Here is a 21,584-nt window from a genome sequence, read left to right on the forward strand (position 1 = left end):
GAGCCGCGCAAGGCAAGGAACCCGCCGATGCCCGGGGCGTTGTCGCCGAGTTGTCCGTATCGAGGAGACCGTCCCATGAAGCCGATCCTGCCCGTCGTGATGCTCGCCCCGCTGCTGGCGGCGGCCTGCGTCCCGGAATCGACCGCCCCGGAACCCGCCGCGCCGCCCGCGATTGCCGATGACAGCTGTGGCGCCAGCCGCTACCTGCCGCTGATCGGCCAGACCGGCCCGACCATCAGCGTGCCGGCCAACACGCCCTATCGCAGCTACAAGACCGGCGACCCGGTGACCATGGATTACAACCCGGCCCGGCTGAACTTCGAACATGACAAGACCGGCAAGCTGGTCCGGGTGAGCTGCGGCTGACCCGGCGTCCGGCGCCGGGGTCTGACGGGTATTTGGGCAACGAAGCAGGGGCCGCCGCCGGCCCCGCGCTCAGGACCGGCGCCTGGATCGCTTGTTGCCGCCCCGCTGCCCGGCGCGGCCGGCGGTGGAGCGCCCCGAGGATTTGACCGCCGCCTCGGCGGCTTCCTCGATGGCCGATTGCCGGGCCAGCGGGTCGTCGGCGACGGCCAGTTCCACCGCCTCCAGCCGCTTGACCTCGTCGCGCAGCCGGGCGGCTTCCTCGAATTCCAGGTTCTCGGCTGCCTTGCGCATCTGGACGCGCAGCGCGTCCAGATGGGCCTGCAGGTTCGCGCCGACCAGGGGCTTGTCGATGCGGGTGGTGATGCGCGACTGGTCGGTGTCCCCCTGCCAGAGCCCGGCCAGCACATCCTCGACATTCTTGCGCACGGTTTGCGGGGTGATGCCATGTTCGAGGTTGTAGGCCATCTGTTTCTGCCGCCGGCGCTCGGTCTCGGCCATGGCGCGCTCCATGCTGCCGGTGATGCGGTCGGCATACATGATGACGCGGCCGTCGGCATTGCGGGCGGCGCGACCGATGGTCTGGATCAGCGAGGTTTCCGAGCGCAGGAAACCTTCCTTGTCCGCATCCAGGATGGCGACCAGGCCGCATTCTGGAATATCAAGGCCTTCGCGCAACAAGTTGATGCCGACCAGCACGTCGAAGGCGCCCAGCCGCAGGTCGCGCAGGATCTCGATGCGCTCGATGGTGTCGATGTCGCTGTGCATGTAGCGCACGCGGATGCCTTGTTCATGCAGATATTCGGTCAGATCCTCGGCCATGCGCTTGGTCAGGGTGGTGACCAGCGTGCGCATGCCGGCGGCGCTGACCTTGCGCACCTCGTCCAAGAGATCGTCCACCTGCATCTCGACCGGGCGGATCTCGATCTGCGGATCCAGCAGGCCGGTGGGGCGGATGACCTGTTCGGTAAAGACGCCGCCGGTCTGGTCCAGTTCCCATTGCGCCGGCGTGGCGCTGACATAGACCGATTGCGGGCGCATGGCGTCCCATTCCTCGAATTTCAGCGGCCGGTTGTCCATGCAGGAGGGCAGGCGGAAGCCGTGCTCGGCCAGGGTGAACTTGCGCCGGAAGTCGCCGCGATACATGCCGCCGATCTGCGGCACCGAGACATGCGATTCATCCGCAAAGACGATGGCATTGTCGGGGATGAACTCGAACAGCGTCGGTGGCGGTTCGCCCGGCGCGCGGCCGGTCAGGTAGCGAGAATAGTTCTCGATCCCGTTGCAAACCCCTGTCGCTTCAAGCATTTCCAGATCGAAGTTCGTGCGTTGCTCGAGCCGCTGCGCCTCCAGCAGCTTGCCCTCATCGGTCAATTGCTTCAGCCGCGCCTGAAGTTCGGCGCGTATTCCCTTGATTGCTTGTTGCAAAGTCGGGCGCGGGGTGACGTAGTGGCTGTTGGCATAGATGCGGATCTGCTTGAAGCCGTCGGTCTTTGCCCCGGTCAGGGGGTCGAATTCGGTAATGGATTCAAGCTCATTTCCGAAGAAGTCGAAGCGCCAGGCCCGGTCTTCCAGGTGCGCCGGCCAGACCTCGACCACATCGCCGCGCACCCGGAAGCCGCCGCGCTGGAAGGCGGCGTCAAGGCGGCGGTATTGCTGCGCGACCAGCTCGGCCAGGAATTCGCGCTGGTCGTAAAGCTGGCCGACCACCATGTCCTGGGTCATCGCCGAATAGGTCTCGACCGAGCCGATGCCGTAGATGCAGCTGACCGAGGCGACGATGATCACGTCGTCGCGCTCCAGCAGCGCCCGGGTGGCCGAATGGCGCATCCGGTCGATGGCCTCGTTGATCTGCGACTCCTTCTCGATATAGGTGTCCGAGCGCGGCACATAGGCTTCGGGCTGATAGTAGTCGTAATAGCTGACGAAATATTCGACGGCGTTTTCCGGGAAAAAGCCTTTGAACTCGCCGTATAATTGCGCGGCCAGGGTCTTGTTCGGGGCCAGGATGATGGCGGGGCGCTGCGTCGCCTCGATCACCTTGGCCATGGTATAGGTCTTGCCGGTGCCGGTGGCGCCCAGCAACACCTGATCGCGCTCGCCGTCCATCACCCCCCGGGACAGCTCGACGATGGCGGTGGGCTGGTCGCCGGCCGGCTGGAACTCGGATTGCATGACGAAGCGCTTGCCGCCCTCAAGCTTGGGCCGCGTCACCTCGGCGAAGCGCGCGACGGGGGCGTTGGTGTTGTTGTGGCCCATGGTTTCACCTTTGTTCCTGCCTGGGTGAATCTGGCGCTTTCGCGCCGCGATGCAACCCCGGCCGAAGCAGATCGGGCGACAATCCTGCATGTGCGGCAGGAAATCGCGGTCCGGGCATCTTGATCGGCCGCCCCGCATCGGGGATAAGGCGGGCAAGCAAGAACAGAGGGTTCCCGCCAATGCGAGTCCGCATCTACAAGCCTGCCCGCAATGCGATGCAATCGGGCGTCGCGCGCACCAAGGAATGGGTGCTGGTCTTTCCCGCCGCCGACGCGCGCGAGATCGACCCGCTGATGGGCTGGACCAGCAGCGACGACACCCAGGCCCAGGTGCGCCTGCGCTTCGAGACCCGCAAGCAGGCCGAGGATTATGCCCGCGAAAAGGGGCTCGACTACGAGGTGATCGAGCCGCATGACCGCGCCGCCAATATCCGCCCCCGCGGCTATGGCGAGAACTTCGCCTATGATCGCCGGGCACCCTGGACGCACTGATCCGGCCGCGCCGCGAAAGCGGGCATTCGAGGAACAGAGAAGCCGGGGGCGGCGCCCTCGGCTTCTTCGTTGTCCAAATACCGCGAATCGCGGCGCTGCCGCCGCTCAGACCGTGTCGAGATAAAGCTCGACGGTTTCCTCGTCCGACAGTTCGGCCATGTAACGCAGTTCCTGCCGCTTGGTCATGACGAAGTTCTCGATCAGATGCGACGGGAAGATGCGCCTGATCTCGGGCGAGGCGGCGAAGGCGTCGATCGCGTCGCCCCAGCTTCCCGGAAGCTGCTCCAGCCCCTGCTCGTAGGCATTGCCCTTGATCGGCGGCGGCGGTTCGGCCTTGTCCTCGATGCCGTTCAGCGCCGCGCCCAGCACCGCCGCGACCGTCAGGTAGGGATTCACGTCGCCGCCGGCCACCCGATGCTCGATCCGGCGCGCTTTCGGACCCGAGGAGGGGATGCGGATGGCCGAGGTGCGGTTCTCATAGGCCCAGCCGATGCCGGTCGGCGCATGGGCGTTGGGCACCAGCCGGTCGTAGCTGTTCTCGTGCGGGGCGAACAGCAGCGTCGAGCCGGGCATGGCGGCAAGGCAGCCGGCGACGGCATGGCGCAACATCTCCGACCCCTCGTCGCCGCCATTGTCGAAGACATTGCGGCCCTGCCGGTCCAGCACCGAGAAATGCATGTGCATGCCCGAGCCGTTCCATTCCTCATAGGGCTTGGCCATGAACGAGCCGGCGAAGCCATACTGCCGCGCCAAGCCCTTGACCAGCAGCTTGAACAGCCAGGCATCGTCGGCGGCTTTCAGCGGGTCGGGCTGGTGCATCAGGTTGATCTCGAACTGGCCCGGCGCGGCTTCCGAGATCGCGGTATCGGCGGGAATGTCCATCGCCTCGCAGGCCTGGTAAAGCGCGGTAAAGAAGCGGTCGAAGGCGTCGAGGGCGCGCAGGCTCAGCGTTTCGGCCCCGGTGCGGCGCTTGCCCGAACGCGGGCTGGGCGGCACGCGCAACTGGCCGCCGGAATCGTCGATCAGGAAGAACTCCAGCTCGGTCGCCACCACCGGGGTCAGGCCGGCGGCCTTGTAGCGGTCCACGACCCGGGCCAGTGCCTGGCGCGGATCGCCCTCATAGGGGCGGCCGTCCAGGTGGAACATCCAGATCGGCAAGAGACCGGTCGGCGCCTCGAGCCAGGGCATGGGCATGAAGCCGCGTTCGGTCGGCAGCAGCAGCCCGTCGGGGTCGCCGGCCTGGAAGACCAGCGGGCTGTCCTCGATATCCTCGCCCCAGATGTCCATGTTCAACACCGAGAACGGGAATTTCGTGCCCTCGCTCAGCAGCTTGTCGGCAAAGCGCGCCGGGATGCGCTTGCCGCGCGCCACGCCGTTCAGATCGGCGGCTGCGATGCGGATGGTCTTGACTTCCGGATGCTCGCGCAGCCAGTCCATGGATCACCTGATGAGATTGGGCCGGTAGCGGATCTTCTTCGCCGCGCCGGGCAGATGGCGGTTCAACCGCCGATTGGCCACCCCGAACAGCGCGATCAGCCCCAGTGTCAGAAGGACGAAATAGGCCGCGACGATCGGATAGGCGACGAAGGGGTTGAAGGTCTTGTCGGCGAAATAGTTCGCGTAATAAAGTGCGTCGCCGCGTTGCTGGAAGGCCGGGAAGCCGGAAAAGAACACCAGCGTCGTGGCATGGAACAGGAAAATCGCCTCGTTGGTATAGGCGGGCCAGGCGAGGCGCATCGCGGTCGGCCAGACGACGCGGCGATAGCGGGTCCAGCCGGCCATGCCATAGGCATCGGCGGCCTCCAGTTCCCCCTTGGGCAGGTTGCGCAGCGCGCCGTGGAAGATCTCGGCCGAATAGGCGGCGGTGTTCAGCACCAGCACCAGCAGCGCCCCGGCCCAGGCCCGGGTCATCCAATGGGTCTGCACGGTGATGCCCAGCACCTCGATGCCGGCGCGGGGCAATTGCACCAGCATCTCATAGGCCAGAAAGAACTGGATGAAGAGCGGGCTGCCACGGAACAGGAAAACGAACCATTCCGCCGGCTTGCGCAGCAACGGGTTGCGGCTGGCCTTGGCCATCGCCAGCGCATTGGCCAGGAAGAAGCCGAAGAACACCGCCAGCGCGCCGAAATAGATGTTCCAGATCAGCCCGGAACCGATCAGCGTCATTTGCTCGCACAGGCTGAAGCCGCTGCGCGGCAGCAGCCGTTCGCCCATGCCGATGGCGCGCAGCCCGTAGTCCTGAAGGGTCTGCAGGCACTGGTTCATGTGGCGGCCTTTCGCATCGCCTCGCCGGCGGCGGTGGCCTGCCCGGCCGAGAGCCGCGTCCTGAGCCGGTCGAAGATCCGCTCGGACCCCCAGGTCATCAGCAGATAGAAGACCAGGACGGCCAGGAAATAGTAGATGCGCCAGTCGGGATGCGGATAGGCATAGGCGCTGGTCTTAGCCGATCCCAGCTCGCGCGCCCAATAGACGATGTCCTCGATGCCCAGCACGAACAGCAGCGGCGTGGCCTTGATCAGGATCATCCACAGATTGGCCAGGCCGGGCAGGGCATAGGTCCACATCTGCGGGATCAGGACGCGCCGGTTCACCTGGCGCGGGCTCATGCCGTAGGCCTCGGCGGTCTCGAGCTGGGCGCGCGGCACGGCAGCCATGGCGCCATGCAGCACGTTGGCGGCAAAGGCGCCGAAGACCACCGCGAAGGCGATCACCGCCAGGAAGATGCCATAGAGCTGATGCACCCATTCCGGCGAGGTCGAGAGCGGCAGTTTGGCGGCGGCGCAGACGATGAACTCATTGCCCTGCCGCACCGGCACCGACGGGTCGCAATAGACGCGCGAGCGCAGCCATTCGAAACCCTGGTCCAGCGCGATCGGCACGAACAGGAAGAAGATGATGTCCGGCACGCCGCGCACCATCGAGGTATAGACGCGCCCGAACCAGCGCAGCGGCGTCAGGCGCGACCGCGCGGCCATGGCGCCGCCGAAGCCGAACAGCAGCGCCACCGGCGCGGTGATCGCCAGAAGCGCCAGCACCGTGCCGAAGCTGGCATAGAACAGCATGTGGCTGCCGGTCGTCAGATAGCATGACAACCAGGCCAGGCCCTGCAGGGCAGAGGGATCGGTGCAAATGGGAAACATCGTGCCGCCGGTTTGGCCGCCGCGGCACCGGCCGCGGCGGTGTCAGTCAGATCATTCGTGCGTCTGCGCGTCCGCGCCGAAATACTTCCGGATCATTTCGTTCAGGCTGCCGTCCTGCTTCATGGAGTCGATCGCCGCATTCAGCTTGTCGCGCAGCGCGTTGTCGGACTGGCGCAGGCCGATGCCGATGCCCTCGTCCAGCCGCACCTGCTCGCCCACGAAGATCAGGTCGTCGCTATCTTCGACGAAGGGGCGCATGACCTCGTGGTCGCCGAAGGCGGCGTCGGCCTCGCCATTGCGGACGGCGGCGAAGACCTGGTCGATATTGGGATATTCCAGCATCGTCGCCTTGGTGCCGGCGATATGCGAGGCCTGCACGGTCCCGGTCTGCACCGCGATGATGCCGCCTTCCAGGTCGGCGCCTTCATCCAGCGCCACATAGGAGGAGGGCGCGGGCGGCAGGTAGTCCTGGGTGAAGGCGATGGCCTTCTTGCGCTCCTCGTTGATGCTCATCGCCGCCATGATCGCGTCGTAGTTCGACGAGACCAGGTTCGGGATGATGGAATCCCAGTCGTTCTTGACCCAGGTGCATTGCAACTCGGCGCGCTTGCACAACTCGTTGCCCAGATCGACCTCGAACCCGGCAAGCTGGCCCTGTTCGTTCACGAGGTTGTAGGGAGGATAGGCTCCCTCGGTCGCGATGCGCACGGTCTGTGCCATGCCCATGCCCGCGGTCAGGACGAGCGCCGCGGCGGCAACCATCAGTTTCTTCATTTCATCCAGTCTCCTGTTGGTCTTGTCATTGGGCCATGGTTGCGCTCAGGAACTGGCGCAGCCGCTCGGAGCGCGGCGCCCCGAACAGCTGCGCCGGCGACCCCTCTTCCTCGATCCGGCCCTGATGGAGGAAAACCACGTGATCGCTGACATCGGCCGCCAGCCGCATGTCATGGGTGACGAGCAGCATGGTGCGATGCTCGGTTGCCAGGGTCTTGATGACCCGCACCACCTCCTGCTGCAATTCCGGGTCGAGCGCGCTGGTCGGTTCATCCAGCAGCAGCGCCTTGGGCTCCATGCAGAGCGCGCGGGCGATGGCGGCGCGCTGCTGCTGGCCGCCCGACAATTGCGCCGGCCAGGCCCCGGCCTTGTCGCCGATGCCGACCTTGGCCAGCAATTCGCGGGCCCGTGCCTCGACCTCGGCCGGATTGCGCTTCAGGACATGGACCGGCGCCTCCATGACGTTCTGCAGGACGGTCATGTGCGACCACAGGTTGAACTGCTGGAACACCATCGACAGGTTGGTGCGCAGCCGCGTCACCTGGGCGCGGTCGGCGGGCACCCGCGCCGGGCCGGCGCCGCGCCAGCGGACCGATTCGCCCTCGAACAGGATCTCGCCCTGCTGGCTGTCCTCGAGCAGGTTGCAGCAGCGCAGCAGCGTCGACTTGCCCGAGCCCGAGGAGCCGATCAGGCTGATGACATGGCCGCGCGGGGCGGTCAGGCTGACGCCCTTGAGAACCTGGAGCGGGCCATAGGCCTTGTGCAGGTCGCGGATCTCTATCACCGGCACCCGGGCCGCTTCGGCCGGTGCCGCGTTCTGTTCACTGTGGCTCATGCGGATATGAGGCGATATTTATCGGGCGATTGCAACGGTTTCCTTGCTGGCTTTCCAGTCAGGTTGTCACGCTGCGGGGGCGTGGATACGGGCGGCGGGCGCTTCGCCGCGGGCTGGGCGATTCCGGTCACGGATCGGTCAGCCCAAGGCCGTTCATCGCCCTTTGCCGAGCCAGCGCCGCATCGCGGTCGTTGATCCCCAGCAGGCCGGCGACCAGCCGCACCAGCGATTCCTCGTCCGCGTCGCGGCGGCCGTCGGCAAAGGCGACCTCCCACATGGCGGCGATGATGTCGTGCCGGTCGGCCAGCTCGATTCGGTCCTTGACCGTGCGGGTGAAGCGCACGGTGTCCGGTGCCTCGGCCTCGATCATTTCGGCCGCCACCCGCCACTCGGTCGCTTCGGTGGCGCTCAGGCCGCGGCGGCGGGCCAGGATCTGGTCGATGCGCAGCTTCTCGGCCGGACCATAATGGTCGTCGGCACGGGCGAGGCGCACCAGAAGCGCGGCGATGGCCACCTCGGCATCCTGCCCGCTCAGGCGGGTCGGATCGGAGGTGTCGGTGAAAAGGCGGCTCAGCAGGTTGCGAAACATGGGCCGGATATTAGGACAATTCGGGGCGGCAACAACAGGTTTCGGAAATGTGTCAGACAGATTCCCAGCCCTCGACAATGGCCAGGTCCGCGATCGAGCAGGGCTGGCGCAGCGCCAGCGCCGCCTGGTATTCGGGACTGTGATAGCAGGCGCGGGCGGTTTCCAGGTCGGCGAATTCGATCACCACGGTGCGGGGCCGCATCCGGCCCTCGACCACCTCCAGCGCACCGCCGCGCACCAGGAAACGCGCGCCGTATTTCTGGAAGGCCGCGGCATTGGCCCGGCGATAGGCCTCGTAGGCGGCGGGGTCGTCGACCGTGACATGGCCGATCCAATAGGCTTTGGGCAAGATGGGCTCCTTGCGGACGAGGTGCGCGCCGATCATGCCGCGCCGGCCGGCAGCCGCAAGCCCCATCCGGCCTCAGTAACGTTGCGGCACGTAGAGTTCGGGCGGCAGCACCTCGCGCTCGTAATCCGGATTGAAGACCCGGTCGGGCAGGGTGATCTCCTCGTGCGGGACCGGGCCGTAGGGGATCTGCGTCAGCAGATGCGCCATGCAGTTCAACCGCGCCCGCTTCTTGTCGTTGCCGGGCACGATATACCAGGGCGCCTCGGCGATGTTGGTGCGCTCGAACATCTCTTCCTTGGCCTTGGTGTAATCCTCCCAGCGGATGCGGGATTGCAGGTCCATCGGCGACAGTTTCCACTGTTTCAGCGGGTCGTGGATGCGCATCAGGAAGCGCATCTGCTGCTCTTCGTCGGTGATCGAGAACCAGTATTTCACCAGCCGGATGCCGGACCGCACCAGCATCCGCTCGAATTCCGGCACGTCGTCGAAGAACTGCTGCACCTCCTCCTCGGTGGCGAAGCCCATCACCCGCTCGACCCCGGCACGGTTGTACCAGCTGCGGTCGAAAAGCACGATCTCGCCCCCGGCCGGCAGGTGCGGGACGTAACGCTGGAAATACCATTGCGTCTTTTCGCGGTCCGAGGGCGCGGGCAGGGCGACGACCCGGGCGACGCGCGGGTTCAGCCGCTGGGTGATGCGCTTGATGGCGCCGCCCTTGCCGGCGCTGTCGCGGCCTTCGAAGATGACGACGACCTTTTCCTTGTTATGGGCCACCCAGTCCTGCAGCTTGATCAGCTCGGACTGCAGACGCAGCAATTCGCGGAAATAGTCGGCGCGCGGCATCTGGTCGGAATGGGTGTCGCGATAGATGCGGGCGATCTCCTGCGACAGGACCGCGTCTTCCATCTCGATCTCGACATCCTCGTCGAGCGTGTCCTGAAGCTCGGCTTCCAGCCAGTCGTTGGGCGTCTGGTCCTGCATGGGGATCTCCTGCTGTGTCATGCGCGATCTAGCCCCGCAATGTGACGATCCGGTGTCATCGCCGCGCATCGCGGCTAGAACAGTCCCGCGCAGTCGCGGATGATGCCGAAGGCGAATCCGCCGCCGCTGGCATCCGCCACCGTGCCGCACCAGCGTCCGTCGCTGGAAAACAGGCTCTTGCTGCCCCTGGGCCGATAGGCGACGCGCTTGCCGGTCACGGTGAACAGGTTCAGCGTCCCCGAGCCGTTCGGCGCGTAATAGCCCACCACCGAGCCGTCGGCGGTGAAGATCACCCGCTTTTCATTGGCGGGGTTGCGCGGCGAATTGGCATGGCTCGCGGCGCTGTTGGCCGAGTTCGCCGCCGAATTCGCCGCCGCATGCGGCGAGTTCGGCTGCCGCGAGGGCTGGTTCTGCGGCGCGCCGGGGCCAAGGTCGAAGGGCAGGCGCGTCTGGTCGATCAGGAACAGCGGCGCATCCGCAAACGCGGGTGCGGCAGCAAGCAACAGGGCGGATAGCAGGGCAAGACGCATGTCGGGACCGTTTCTCTGGTCCCGGCATTATGGCGCGGCGCGGCGGTTCAGACCAGCCGCTCGTTATCCATCGCGGCGCGGATGAAGCCGGCGAACAGCGGCGCAGGCTCGAAGGGCTTCGACTTCAGCTCGGGATGCGACTGCACGCCGATGAACCAGGGATGGTCGCGATATTCCACCACCTCGGGCAACCGCCCGTCCGGCGACATGCCCGAGAAGCTGAGCCCCGCGGTCTCGAGCTGCTCGCGATATTTCGCGTCCACCTCGTAGCGGTGGCGGTGGCGGTCCTCGATCTCCAGCGCGCCGTCGTAGATTTCCGAGATCTTCGAGCCCGCCGCCAGCACCGCCGTATAGGCGCCCAGCCGCATGGTGCCGCCCTTGTCGTCGGTCAGCTTGCGCTGCACGGTGTAATTGCCCTGCACCCATTCCTTGAGGTGGTAGACGACCGGGGTGAAGCGGGTCTTGCCGGCCTCGTGGTCGAACTCCTCGGAGCCGGCGTCGGGCATGTCGGCAAGGTTCCGCGCCGCCTCGATCACCGCCATCTGCATGCCCAGGCAGATGCCCAGATAGGGCACCTTCTTCTCGCGCGCGTAGCGGGCGGCGGCGATCATGCCCTCGGTGCCGCGTTCGCCGAAACCGCCGGGGACGATGATACCGTTATAGCCGTCCAGCAGATGCGCGCCTTCGCCTTCCAACTTCTCGCTGTCGACCCAGTCGGCCTTGACGCGGACGCGATTGGCCATGCCGCCATGGGTCAGCGCCTCGGCGATGGATTTATAGGCGTCCTCAAGCTGGGTATACTTGCCGACCACGGCGATGCGGACCTGGCCCTCGGCATGGGTCAGCCGGTCCATCACGTCCTCCCACCGGGTCAGGTCGGGGCGCGGGGCCGGGCTGATCTGGAAAGCGTCCAGCACCGCCTGGTCGAGGCCGGCGCGGTGATAGGCCAGCGGCGCCTCGTAGATCGACCTCAGGTCATAGGCCGGGATCACCGCATCGGGACGGACGTTGCAGAACAGCGCGATCTTGGCGCGTTCCTTTTCCGGGATCGGATGCTCGCTGCGGCAGACCAGCACGTCGGGCTGCAGGCCGATCGAGCGCAGCTCCTTGACCGAATGCTGCGTGGGCTTGGTCTTCAGCTCGCCCGAGGCGGCCAGATAGGGCAGCAGCGTCAGGTGCATGAAGATGCATTGTCCGCGCGGCCGCTCCTGCGAGAATTGCCGGATGGCCTCGAAGAAGGGCAGGCCCTCGATGTCGCCCACGGTGCCGCCGATCTCGCAGAGCATGAAATCGACCTCGTCCTCGCCCACGGCCAGGAAGTCCTTGATTTCGTTGGTGACGTGCGGGATGACCTGGATGGTCTTGCCCAGATAGGCGCCGCGGCGCTCCTTCTCCAGCACGTTGGAATAGATGCGGCCCGAGGAAACCGAGTCGGTCCTGCGCGCCGAAACGCCGGTGAAGCGCTCGTAATGGCCCAGGTCCAGGTCGGTCTCGGCCCCGTCGTCGGTGACGAAGACCTCGCCATGCTCGAAGGGGCTCATCGTGCCGGGATCGACGTTCAGGTAGGGGTCGAGCTTGCGCAGCCGGACGGTGAAGCCGCGCGCCTGCAACAGCGCCCCCAGCGCCGCCGATGCCAGCCCCTTGCCGAGCGAAGAAACCACACCGCCGGTGATGAAGATGTAACGCGCCATCGAGGCCCCCGTGAATAATCCAATAGAAGATCGCGGCCCGAATCTGGGCGGTTTCACGGGACTCGAGTCATATCCGATTTATCCCGTGGCCGCAACGGACCGCAAGTTGTTGTAAGGGGCGCCCGTCGCGCCCCAAGTTGTGGTGTCAGTTATTGGCGGGCGCTGCGGCCGGATCGGCCGGCGGCGCTGCGGCCGGGGTTTCGGCGGCCGGGGTTTCTGCGGTCGGCGCCTCGGGTGCCGGGGCCAAGGGCGCGGCCGGGGTTTCCGCCGCCGGCGGCGTCACCGGCTGCGCTGCGGGCGCATCGCCTTCGGTGGCGGCCGGCGCCTGCGAGGCCGGCGCAGGCGGCGCGACCGGCTGGCCGGCGCCCGGAACCACGCGCTGGCCGGCGCCGGGCGGCGGCCGATATTCGCCGATGCCCGGCAGCGAGGTGGCCGGGGCTTGCTGCGAGCCGCCGCCAAGGTCGAGCTGGTCGACGATCGAGCCGCTCGAAGCGTTGCGGGCCGCGATGACGGTGAGGGTCATCGAAGTGATGATGAAGCCGATGGCAAAGATCCAGGTCAGGCGCGACAGCGCATTCGCCGCCTGGCGGCCGGTCATGACCCCGCCGCCTCCGCCGCTGCCCATGCCAAGGCCGCCGCCTTCGGACCGCTGCAGCAGCACCACCCCGATCAGAAGCACGGCGAGGATCAGATGCACGGTAAGAACGACGTTTTCCACCACGGGGCCTTTCATTCAGCGACGCGCCTATCTAGTCACCAAGGCACGGATTGGCAAGCGGGGGCGGGCATGGGCGCGCTGATGATCCAGGGGACCGGGTCGAATGTAGGAAAATCCCTGCTGGTGGCGGGGTTGTGCCGGGCCGCGCGGCGGCGCGGAATCACTGTGGCGCCCTTCAAGCCGCAGAATATGTCGAACAATGCCGCCGTGACCCCGGACGGGGGCGAGATCGGCCGGGCGCAGGCGCTGCAGGCGCGGGCGGCGGGTCTGGCGCCCTCGGTGCACATGAACCCGGTTCTGCTGAAGCCCGAGACCGACCGGGCCGCGCAGGTGGTGGTGCAGGGCCGCGCCGTGACCCGGGCGGCGGCGGCGGATTACGGTGCGCTGAAGGCGCGGCTGATGGGCGCGGTGCAGGACAGCTTCGCCAGGCTGCGCGCCGCGCATGAACTGGTGCTGGTCGAGGGCGCGGGCAGCCCGGCCGAGGTCAACCTGCGCGCCCGCGACATCGCCAACATGGGCTTTGCCCGCGCGGCCAGCGTGCCGGTGGTGCTGGCCGGCGATATCGACCGCGGCGGCGTGATCGCGCAGATCGTCGGCACCCAGGCGGTGATCGACCCCGAGGATGCCGCGATGATCCGCGGCTTCCTGATCAACCGCTTCCGCGGCGATCCGGCGCTGTTCGACGCCGGGCGCGCCTTCATCGCCGGGCGCACCGGCTGGCCGGATCTGGGGCTGGTGCCCTGGTTCCCCGATGCCGCGCTGCTGCCGGCCGAGGATGCGGTGGATCTGCGCCGCGTCTCGGGCACGGGCGGGCTGCACATCGCCTGCCCGATGCTGTCGCGGATCGCCAATTTCGACGATCTCGACCCGCTGGCGGCCGAGCCGGGGGTGCGGCTGACCATGGTGCCGCCCGGGCAGGCGCTGCCCGGCAACGCCGATCTGGTGATCCTGCCGGGCACCAAATCGACGCGCGGCGACCTGGCCTTCCTGCGCGAGCAGGGTTGGGACATCGACCTTTGCGCGCATATGCGGCGTGGCGGCCGGGTGCTAGGCATCTGCGGCGGCTATCAGATGCTGGGCCGCCGGGTCCACGACCCCGAGGGGCATGACGGCAGCCCCGGCAGCACCCCGGGCCTTGGCCTGCTGGATGTCGAGACCCGCATGTCCTCCGAGAAGCGGCTGACGCGGATCGAAGGCACGGCGCTCGGCCAGCCGGTCGAGGGCTACGAGATCCACATGGGCCGCACCGAGGGCCCGGACTGCGCCCGCCCCTTCGCCCATATCCCCGAGTCGGACGGCGCCGTCAGCCCCGACGGCCGCGTCGCCGGCACCTATCTGCACGGGCTGTTTTCCGGCGATGCCTTCCGCGCCGCCTGGCTGGCCGGATTCGGTACCGCCTCGGCGCTGGATTACGGCGCCGGCGTCGAGGACGTGCTGGACCGGCTGGCCGCGCATCTGGAAGTGCATCTGGACATTGATGCGCTCTTCGCGCTGGCGCGCTAGGGACCGGGGTTTCGCGTCGGCCTGCTAGAGAATCTCGGCCAGGATGCGCGCAGCCTCGGCCTGGCAAGGGATCAGGCGGGCGCGGTCCTCGCCGGGGAAAAAGCGCGCGCGGGTGGCGGTCGGCATCGGCGCCGGCTCGGCGATGACCACGCGCGGGCCCAGGGTCTCGTTCTCGGCCTGCCAGCTGCGGGCCAGGGCGATCTGCCCGGCCTTGGTGGCGCCGTAGCTGCCGAAGAATTTCTGCCCGGCGCGCCGGTCGTCGAAGAACAGCGCCGTGCCGTTGCGGGCGCGCAGCAGCGGCTCGATCAGCCCGATCAGCCCGCGCGTGGCGACCAGGTTCAGATCGACCGATTTCTGGAAATCCTTGCCATCGACATGCCCGGCCGGGGACAGCGGCGCGGCATGGATCGCGCAATGCGCCCAGAGGTCCAGCCCGCCCCAGCGGGACATGACGGCCTGCACCATCTGCACCATGGCCTCGGGCCGGCCGACATCCATCGGCGCCAGCGTCGCCGAGCCGCCGGCCTTGCGGATGCGGTCGTCGAGCTCCTCCAGCGCGCCGGTGGTGCGGGCGACGGCAAGGATGTGCCAGCCCCGCCCGGCGAGGGTTTCGGCCAAAGCGGCGCCAAGGCCGCGCGAGGCGCCGGTGATCAGCGCGATTTTGTCATGCTCGGTCATGGCGCCGATTTCGCATCGGCCGCCGCCGCGCGCAAGCCCCTTGCCGGTGCAGTGGCGCGGCTGCGTCACATTGCCTGGCCGTCAACCGGGCTGTTGCAGTCGGGCCAGCGCGCTTTGGCACATGCCCAGCCCCAGCCATTGGCAGCCGCTGCAGATCCGGTTCAGGTCCTCGGGCGCCAGCCGCGCGGTGGCGCGGGCCTGCGCCTCGGCCCAGCTCATGCGCTGGCCCGGGCGGATGCCGAGCGCCGCGGCATGGCGCTTGTCCAGCCGCGAGATGCGCTCGTCCGAGGCGCAGCCGATGCCGCGCCGCGACGGACAGGGGCCGCAGATCGAATCGGCCATGACGGTGAAGACCACCGGCGTCTGCGGATCGGCGCGCAGCCGGTCATGCACGATGGCGTTCATGTTCTCGGTGAAGTCCGGCGAATAGCCGCGCCCCTGCCAGCCGATCGAGCAAAGCACATGGTGCGGGCGCAGCAGAACGGCCCCGGAACTGTTCCGGGGCCGGTCTTGGTTCTGGTCGGAAGCGCTCAGCGGGCGTCCAGCGGCTTGTAGTCGCGTCGCGGCGAGCCGACGTAAAGCTGGCGCGGGCGGCCGATCTTGTTCTGCGGATCGGCGATCATCTCCTTCCACTGCGAGATCCAGCCGACGGTGCGCGACAGCGCGAAGATCGGCGTGAACATCGAGGTCGGGAAGCCCATCGCCTCGAGGATGATCCCCGAGTAGAAATCGACGTTCGGATAGAGCTTCTTCGAGACGAAATACTCGTCCTCCAGCGCGATCCGTTCCAGCTCCTTGGCGACCTGCAGCGTCGGGTTGTTGTGAACGCCCAAGAGGTCCAGCACCTCGTCGGCCGATTCCTTCATCACCTTGGCGCGCGGGTCGAAGTTCTTGTAGACCCGATGGCCGAAACCCATCAGCCGGAACGGGTCGTTCTTGTCCTTGGCGCGGGCGATGAACTCGGGGATGCGCTCGACCGAGCCGATCTCGCGCAGCATTTCCAGGCAGGCCTGGTTGGCGCCGCCATGCGCCGGACCCCAGAGGCAGGCAATGCCGGCCGCGATGCAGGCGAAGGGATTCGCGCCCGAGGAGCCGGCCAGCCGCACGGTCGAGGTCGAGGCGTTCTGCTCGTGATCGGCATGAAGCGTGAAGATGCGGTCCATGGCCCGCGACAGCGCCGGGTCGACATGATAGGGTTCGGCCGGGACCGAGAAGCACATGTGCAGGAAATTGCTGGCATAATCCAGCTCGTTCCGCGGATAGACGAAGGGTTGGCCCAGCGAATACTTATAGGCCATGGCGGCGATGGTCGGCACCTTGGCGATCAGCCGGATCGAGGCGATCTCGCGCTGCACCGGGTCGTTGATGTCGATCGAGTCGTGATAAAAGGCCGACATCGCCCCGACCACGCCGACCATGGTCGCCATCGGATGGCTGTCGCGGCGGAAGCCGCGGAAGAAATAGTGCATCTGCTCATGCACCATGGTGTGGCGGGTGATCCGGGTCTCGAAATCCGCCAGCTGGTCCTTGTTCGGCAGCTCGCCGTAAAGCAGCAGGTAGCAGACTTCCAGGTAATGCGACTGATCGGCCAGCTGCTCGATCGGGTAGCCGCGATACCACAGCTCGCCCTTGTCACCGTCGATATAGGTGATGGTCGAGTCGCAGGACGCGGTCGAAGTGAAGCCGGGGTCGTAGGTGAAGACGTCCGCCTGGGCGTAGAGCTTGCGGATGTCGAGGACATCCGGGCCTGCCGTCGGGCTCAGGATCGGAAGCTCAAGCTCCTTGCCTTCGACCAGCAGCTTTGCGGATTTGCTTTCTGCCATTCACTGTTCCTTTCACCTGTCTCCGGCCGGGCCGGGGGATGGGCGCGGGTCTCAGCCCGCCTGATCCTGCAGCCGGGCCAGCGTCTCGTCGCGGCCAAGTGCCAACATCATGTCGAACACGCTGGGGGTCGAACTGCGGCCGGCCAGAGCTGCGCGCAGCGGCGCCGCAACCTTGCCCAGTCCCAGCCCGTGCGACTCGCCAATCGCTTTGGCGGCCGCCTCGAGTTCGTCGCGCTCCCAGCTAGCATTCTGCACTGCGGCAGTCAATTCATTCAGTATACCACGGGATACAGAATCCAGCGCCGCCGCGGCCTTGTCCTCGACCGCGACGGGCCGGGAGACCAGCGCGAAATGCGCCTGTTCCAGCAGCGCCGGCAGGGTCTTGGCCTTTGCCTTCAGCGCCGCAAGGGCCGGACGCAGCCAGCCGATTTGCCGGTCTGTCAGCGGCGCGGCGCCGGTGGCGGCGCGGAAAGCCGCGATCTCCTCCAGCAGCTCGGCATCGTTCATCCGCGCGATATGCCAGCCGCTGACATGTTCCAGCTTCTTGAAGTCCAGCCGGGCCGGCGCCTTGCCGATTCCCGGCAGGTCGAACCAGGCCCGGGCCTGGTCGTCGTCGAAAAGCTCGTCGTCGCCATGGCTCCAGCCCAGCCGGGCCAGGTAATTGCGCATGGCCGCGGCCGGGTAGCCCATCGCCGCATATTCGTGCAGGCCAACCGCACCGTGGCGCTTGGACAGCTTCTTGCCGTCGGTGCCGTGGATCAGCGGGATATGGGCAAAGACCGGGATCTCCCAGCCCATGGCCTGGTAGATCTGGATCTGCCGCGCGGCATTGGTCAGGTGGTCGTCGCCGCGGATCACATGGGTCACACCCATGTCGTGATCGTCCACCACCACCGCATGCATATAGGTCGGCGTCCCGTCCGAGCGCAGCAGCACCATGTCGTCCAGTTGTTCGTTGCCGAAGGTCACGTCGCCCTGCACCGCGTCATGCACCACCGTCTCGCCGTCGCGCGGCGCCTTCAGCCGGATCGCATAGGGCGCGTCGGGCAGGCTTGCCGGATCGGCGTCGCGCCAGGGCGACAGGAACAGGGTCGAACGGCCTTCGGCCTTGGCCCGTTCGCGAAACGCCTCGATCTCCTCGGCGGTCGAGAAGCATTTGTAGGCCGTGCCGTTCTCCAGCATGGCGCGGGCGACCTCGGCGTGACGCTCGCGCCCGGCGAACTGGCTGACCGGCTCGCCATCCCAGTCGAGGCCGAGCCAGCGCAGGCCCTGCAGAATCGCCTCGGTCGCCTCGGGGGTCGAACGGGCGCGGTCGGTATCCTCGATGCGCAGCAGGAACTTTCCGTCCCGGCCGCGGGCATAGAGCCAGTTGAACAGTGCCGTCCGCGCCCCGCCGATATGCAGATAGCCGGTGGGCGAGGGGGCGAAGCGGGTCACGACGGGGCGGGAATCAGTCATCGAGGGTCCGGTCAGTCCAGAAAACAGGGGCATTGGCTAGTGCCGTTAACCGTTTCGAAAGGGACGGCATGCCAATCTTGGCGCCAGAGATACGCAAGTGACGTGACAAGGACAAGTTGCGGATGGATTCGGCAAGCCCCGCCATGGCCCGGACAGGCCTGCAGCCGGCACGCCGGCCGCGTGCATCGGCCGTGCCGCACCCAGCGCCGGCCCGGGTGTCGGTGACGATCCGGGCCGGGTTTCTGCCCTGGGTGCCGTTCTGGCTGTCGCTCGGCATCGGCGGCTGGTTCCTGCTGCGGGATGAGCCGGGGCCGGGATTCTATGCCTTGCTGGCGCTGGCCGCCGGCATGTGCCTGCTGGTGCCGCCGCTGGTCCTGGGCCTGGCGCGGCGCGATCGCTGCGCCTGGATCTGGGCCGACCGCTGCCGATTGTCGGCCATGGCGCTGTTTCTGGTGCTGTTCGGCGCCGGCCTGGCCGGGTTGCGCGCGCATCTGGTGGCGGCACCGGTGCTGGAATTCCGTTATTACGGTCCGGTCGAGGGGCGGGTGATCGGCATCGACCGCTCCGCCGGCGACCGGATGAGACTGCTGCTCGACCGGGTGGTGCTTGACGACGTGCCGCCGGGCCGGACGCCCGCGCGAGTCAGGATCTCGCTGATGAGCCCGCAGCATCTGCCCGTGCCCGGCCAGCGCATCATGCTGACCGCCCATCTGAGCCCGCCCTCCGGCCCCTCCGAACCGGGCGGCTTCGATTTCCGCCGCCTGGCCTGGTTCAAAAGGCTCGGGGCGGTGGGCCACAGCCGGACCCCGATCATGACCGTGGCCCGGCCGGCGAATGACGGTGCGCTGGCCCTGCATCGCCTGCGCATGGCGCTGGCCGGGACCATGCGCGAACGCATCGGCGGTCAGGCCGGGGCGGTCTCGGCGGCGCTGGTGACCGGCGACCGCTCGGGTATCTCGGAACAGACGAACGAGATCATGCGCGCCTCGAACCTTTATCACATCGTCTCGATCTCGGGCCTGCACATGAGCATGCTGGCCGGCTTCGTCTATGCGGCGCTGCGTCTCGCCGGAACCGCGGCGCAGGGGCTGGTCGGACCGCTCGCCATGCCGGTGCACAAGCTGGCGGCGGCCGGTGCGCTGGCGGTCTCGGGGCTCTACCTATGGCTGTCGGGCGGCGGCGTCGCCACCGAGCGCGCCTTCATCATGGTGGCGGTGATGCTGCTGGCCATCATCGTCGACCGGCGCGCGGTCTCGCTGCGCACCGTGGCCGTTGCCGGGACGCTGGTGCTGCTGCTCGGCCCCGAAGCCCTGACCGAGCCCGGCTTCCAGATGAGCTTCGCCGCCACCGCGGCGCTGATCCTGGTGCAGGAGCCCTGGCTGAAGCTGGCGCCCCGGCTTCCCTGGTGGGTCCGGCCCGTGGTGGTGTTGCTGCTCTCCTCGGTCGTGGCCAGCCTTGCCACCTCGCCGATCGCGGCGGTGCATTTCGGCCGCATGACCCAATACGGGCTGCTGGCCAATCTTCTGGTGGTGCCGGTGGTCGGGACGCTGGTCATGCCCGGCGCCGTCATCGCGGCGGTCCTGGCGCCGCTGGGCCTGGCGCAGCCCGCGCTTTGGGTGATGGGGCTCGGGACGCAATGGATGCTGCTGGTCGCCGGCTGGATCGCCGATCTTCAAGGTGCTGTAATACTGCTTCCCGCCGCGCCGGCCGCCGTGCTGCCGCTGCTCGGGATCGGCGCGGTGCTGCTGTTTCTGGGGCCGCTGGGCGAAACCGCAAGGCGGGGGGCGCTGCTTGTCCGGCGCGGCGCCGGCGCGACCCTGCTTGCCGCTGCGGCGCTGCTCTGGCTGACGGCCGAGCGGCCCGCTGTCCTGATCTCGCCCGATGGCGAGGCGGTTGCGGCCATGACCCCCGCCGGCCGCGTCCCTTCCAAGCCCAGGGGCGGCAGCTATGCCGTCGCCAACTGGCTGGAGGCCGACGGTGATCCGGCGGCCCAGACAATGGCGGCCTCGCGAACACTCTGGCGGGGCGAATATTCCGATCGACAGGCGGAACTGAACTTTGGCGGAACCGGGCTGCGCATACGCCATCTGACCGGCAAAGCGGCCAAAGACGTCGAGACGATCGACTGTCCCCCGGACCTGATCCTGGTCGCTGCCACCGAATTGCGCCGAGAGGGTCTGCGGCAAAGGGATTGCACGATCATCGACATGGCGCAACTGCGGGCGCGGGGGGCCATATCCATCAGCCTCAACCGCGATCACTGGGAAATCACCCCGGCCGATGACCAGGGGCATGGCCGAATTTGGCAGTAAGATCGACAGGATGGTTTGACATGCATGGTCTGGTGAACAGATCCGTCGAGGCCTTTACGCGTGCCACTTACGGCGACGACCTGTGGACGCGGGTTCTGCTTAGAACCAAGGCCGATCCGAACATCTTCCTGACCTGGAACGAAACCCCGAACCGGGTGACATATTCTTTGGTCATTGCGGCGGCCATGCTGGTGGGAAAGTCCAGGAACGAATATCTCGAGGATATCGGCTCATGGCTGACCCGGCAGGAGCAGATCAGGCGCCTGCTTCGTTTCAGCGGCGAGAGCTATGGCGATTTTCTTGAATCCCTCCAGGATCTTCCGAACCGCATCAGGCTGGTCATACCCCAGTTGCTCATACCCGACCTTCGCGTGGCGATCGACCATGCGGACTGTTACCGGATATCGGCCAGCGACCATCAGCCGGGATTTCTGTCCATCATCGCCGGGGTGCTGAGGGGCATGGCCGACGATTATGGCGCCCTTGCAATCATTCTTGCATCGAATGCCGGGATCGCCGCGCGGGTCGCCCAGTCGGAATATTCGATGAAGAGACATTTCAGTCTCTATCGCCGTCGCGAGGCATTCCGATGAATATCAGCCTGGCATGCCTGGATGAGCTTATGCCGATGCATCTGGTGCTGGGACCGGATGGCAGGATCTTGTCCACAGGCAGAACGCTCTCCAAACTGCTGAACGGGAAAGACAAGTTGCCGGAAGCATTCCGGGGGGATGTCGAAAGGATCCTGCTGGAGCGGAGCGGCCGGAACCTCCGCCCGGTCAGTCTGCAATCCCATCCGGGAATCAGCCTGGTCGCGCATTGCGCAAGATCCGGGGATGCCCTGATCCTGAATTTCGGCTTCGGGGCCTCACTCGAGAACGCCGCGCGCAGCTTCGACCTGACCAATTCCGACTTTCCGCCCACGGACCTGGCCATGGAGTGCTTCTTCCTTCAGGAAGCGAACCGGGCCATTTCGGAGGAGCTGCACAGGGTGAACCAGATCCTCAAGGAGGCCCGCGACGCCGCCGAGCGCCTTTCGGTCACCGACCCGTTGACGGGCGCCCTGAACAAACGGGCCTTTGACCTG

The 21,584-nt window shown here is 67.1% G+C and carries 21 protein-coding genes and 1 pseudogene; 6 read left to right on the forward strand and 16 right to left on the reverse strand.

The features are described from left to right. The first annotated feature begins 75 nt into the window (after positions 1–75). A complete protein-coding gene (locus ACFOMP_RS05995; RefSeq protein WP_289895315.1) occupies positions 76–366 on the forward strand; it encodes an I78 family peptidase inhibitor in 291 nt (96 codons plus the stop codon). A 69-nt stretch (positions 367–435) separates the two neighbouring features. Here ACFOMP_RS05995 and uvrB read toward each other — a convergent pair whose 3' ends face one another. Continuing rightward, a complete protein-coding gene (uvrB, locus tag ACFOMP_RS06000; protein WP_379028549.1) occupies positions 436–2,622 on the reverse strand; it encodes an excinuclease ABC subunit UvrB in 2,187 nt (728 codons plus the stop codon). Positions 2,623–2,801: 179 nt separating this feature from the next. Here uvrB and ACFOMP_RS06005 point away from each other — a divergent pair, with 179 nt between their 5' ends. Beyond that, positions 2,802–3,113 carry an ETC complex I subunit gene (locus ACFOMP_RS06005; RefSeq protein ID WP_379028551.1) on the forward strand — a complete coding sequence of 104 codons (312 nt, stop codon included), beginning with the start codon at positions 2,802–2,804 and terminating at the stop codon, positions 3,111–3,113. Positions 3,114–3,218: 105 nt separating this feature from the next. On the opposite strand, the gene ACFOMP_RS06010 is transcribed toward ACFOMP_RS06005, so the two are convergent. From ACFOMP_RS06010 to secG, 11 genes are all read right to left on the reverse strand, one after another. After that, positions 3,219–4,550 (reverse strand): glutamine synthetase family protein, encoded by a 1,332-nt coding sequence (locus ACFOMP_RS06010; RefSeq protein WP_379028553.1) that lies wholly within the window; start codon positions 4,548–4,550, stop codon positions 3,219–3,221. Between the two features lie 3 nt (positions 4,551–4,553). Then, positions 4,554–5,381 carry an ABC transporter permease gene (locus tag ACFOMP_RS06015; protein ID WP_289895318.1) on the reverse strand — a complete coding sequence of 276 codons (828 nt, stop codon included), beginning with the start codon at positions 5,379–5,381 and terminating at the stop codon, positions 4,554–4,556. Further along, positions 5,378–6,256 carry an ABC transporter permease gene (locus ACFOMP_RS06020; protein WP_379028555.1) on the reverse strand — a complete coding sequence of 293 codons (879 nt, stop codon included), beginning with the start codon at positions 6,254–6,256 and terminating at the stop codon, positions 5,378–5,380. Before ACFOMP_RS06020 ends, ACFOMP_RS06015 begins: the two co-directional genes overlap by 4 nt. A gap of 51 nt (positions 6,257–6,307) precedes the next feature. Next, positions 6,308–7,030: a transporter substrate-binding domain-containing protein gene (locus ACFOMP_RS06025; protein WP_019352248.1), complete on the reverse strand. Its 723-nt coding sequence runs from the start codon at positions 7,028–7,030 to the stop codon at positions 6,308–6,310. A 25-nt stretch (positions 7,031–7,055) separates the two neighbouring features. Then, a complete protein-coding gene (locus ACFOMP_RS06030; protein WP_379028557.1) occupies positions 7,056–7,865 on the reverse strand; it encodes an ABC transporter ATP-binding protein in 810 nt (269 codons plus the stop codon). A 127-nt stretch (positions 7,866–7,992) separates the two neighbouring features. Then, positions 7,993–8,454, reverse strand: a complete 462-nt coding sequence (locus tag ACFOMP_RS06035) for a tellurite resistance TerB family protein (protein ID WP_379028559.1) — start codon at positions 8,452–8,454, stop codon at positions 7,993–7,995. A gap of 52 nt (positions 8,455–8,506) precedes the next feature. Then, positions 8,507–8,803: a DUF1330 domain-containing protein gene (locus ACFOMP_RS06040; protein ID WP_289895323.1), complete on the reverse strand. Its 297-nt coding sequence runs from the start codon at positions 8,801–8,803 to the stop codon at positions 8,507–8,509. A gap of 72 nt (positions 8,804–8,875) precedes the next feature. Continuing rightward, positions 8,876–9,784, reverse strand: coding sequence for a polyphosphate kinase 2 (gene ppk2, locus ACFOMP_RS06045; protein ID WP_289895324.1), 909 nt, complete (start codon positions 9,782–9,784; stop codon positions 8,876–8,878). 74 nt (positions 9,785–9,858) lie between these two features. Next, positions 9,859–10,314: a hypothetical protein gene (locus tag ACFOMP_RS06050; protein WP_289895325.1), complete on the reverse strand. Its 456-nt coding sequence runs from the start codon at positions 10,312–10,314 to the stop codon at positions 9,859–9,861. A 47-nt stretch (positions 10,315–10,361) separates the two neighbouring features. After that, entirely contained in the window at positions 10,362–12,005 is a 1,644-nt protein-coding gene (locus ACFOMP_RS06055; RefSeq protein WP_289895326.1) for a CTP synthase, read from the reverse strand. 145 nt (positions 12,006–12,150) lie between these two features. Beyond that, positions 12,151–12,723: a preprotein translocase subunit SecG gene (secG, locus tag ACFOMP_RS06060; RefSeq protein ID WP_379028562.1), complete on the reverse strand. Its 573-nt coding sequence runs from the start codon at positions 12,721–12,723 to the stop codon at positions 12,151–12,153. 69 nt (positions 12,724–12,792) lie between these two features. Here secG and ACFOMP_RS06065 point away from each other — a divergent pair, with 69 nt between their 5' ends. Beyond that, on the forward strand, positions 12,793–14,226 hold the full coding sequence (locus tag ACFOMP_RS06065; RefSeq protein ID WP_379028564.1) for a cobyric acid synthase: 1,434 nt from the start codon (positions 12,793–12,795) through the stop codon (positions 14,224–14,226). 24 nt (positions 14,227–14,250) lie between these two features. On the opposite strand, the gene ACFOMP_RS06070 is transcribed toward ACFOMP_RS06065, so the two are convergent. From ACFOMP_RS06070 to gltX, 4 genes are all read right to left on the reverse strand, one after another. Then, positions 14,251–14,904, reverse strand: coding sequence for an SDR family NAD(P)-dependent oxidoreductase (locus tag ACFOMP_RS06070; protein ID WP_379028566.1), 654 nt, complete (start codon positions 14,902–14,904; stop codon positions 14,251–14,253). 81 nt (positions 14,905–14,985) lie between these two features. Then, positions 14,986–15,366: a DUF1284 domain-containing protein gene (locus ACFOMP_RS06075; RefSeq protein WP_289895329.1), complete on the reverse strand. Its 381-nt coding sequence runs from the start codon at positions 15,364–15,366 to the stop codon at positions 14,986–14,988. Positions 15,367–15,434: 68 nt separating this feature from the next. Continuing rightward, a complete protein-coding gene (gene gltA, locus ACFOMP_RS06080; RefSeq protein ID WP_379028568.1) occupies positions 15,435–16,727 on the reverse strand; it encodes a citrate synthase in 1,293 nt (430 codons plus the stop codon). Between the two features lie 51 nt (positions 16,728–16,778). Continuing rightward, positions 16,779–18,185, reverse strand: coding sequence for a glutamate--tRNA ligase (gene gltX / locus ACFOMP_RS06085; protein WP_379028570.1), 1,407 nt, complete (start codon positions 18,183–18,185; stop codon positions 16,779–16,781). 122 nt (positions 18,186–18,307) lie between these two features. On the opposite strand from gltX, the gene ACFOMP_RS06090 reads away from it, so the two are divergent. The 3 genes and pseudogenes from ACFOMP_RS06090 to ACFOMP_RS06100 form a co-directional block, all read left to right on the forward strand. Further along, positions 18,308–20,497 carry a ComEC/Rec2 family competence protein gene (locus tag ACFOMP_RS06090; RefSeq protein ID WP_379028572.1) on the forward strand — a complete coding sequence of 730 codons (2,190 nt, stop codon included), beginning with the start codon at positions 18,308–18,310 and terminating at the stop codon, positions 20,495–20,497. 20 nt (positions 20,498–20,517) lie between these two features. Then, positions 20,518–21,090, forward strand: a complete 573-nt coding sequence (locus ACFOMP_RS06095) for a heme NO-binding domain-containing protein (RefSeq protein WP_379028574.1) — start codon at positions 20,518–20,520, stop codon at positions 21,088–21,090. Then, a pseudogene (locus tag ACFOMP_RS06100) lies at positions 21,087–21,584 on the forward strand (GGDEF domain-containing protein); the annotation flags it as partial. The gene ACFOMP_RS06095 and the pseudogene ACFOMP_RS06100, both read left to right, overlap by 4 nt.

The organism is Paracoccus simplex (genome assembly GCF_042648325.1).
Taxonomy (GTDB): Bacteria; Pseudomonadota; Alphaproteobacteria; order Rhodobacterales; family Rhodobacteraceae; genus Paracoccus; species Paracoccus simplex.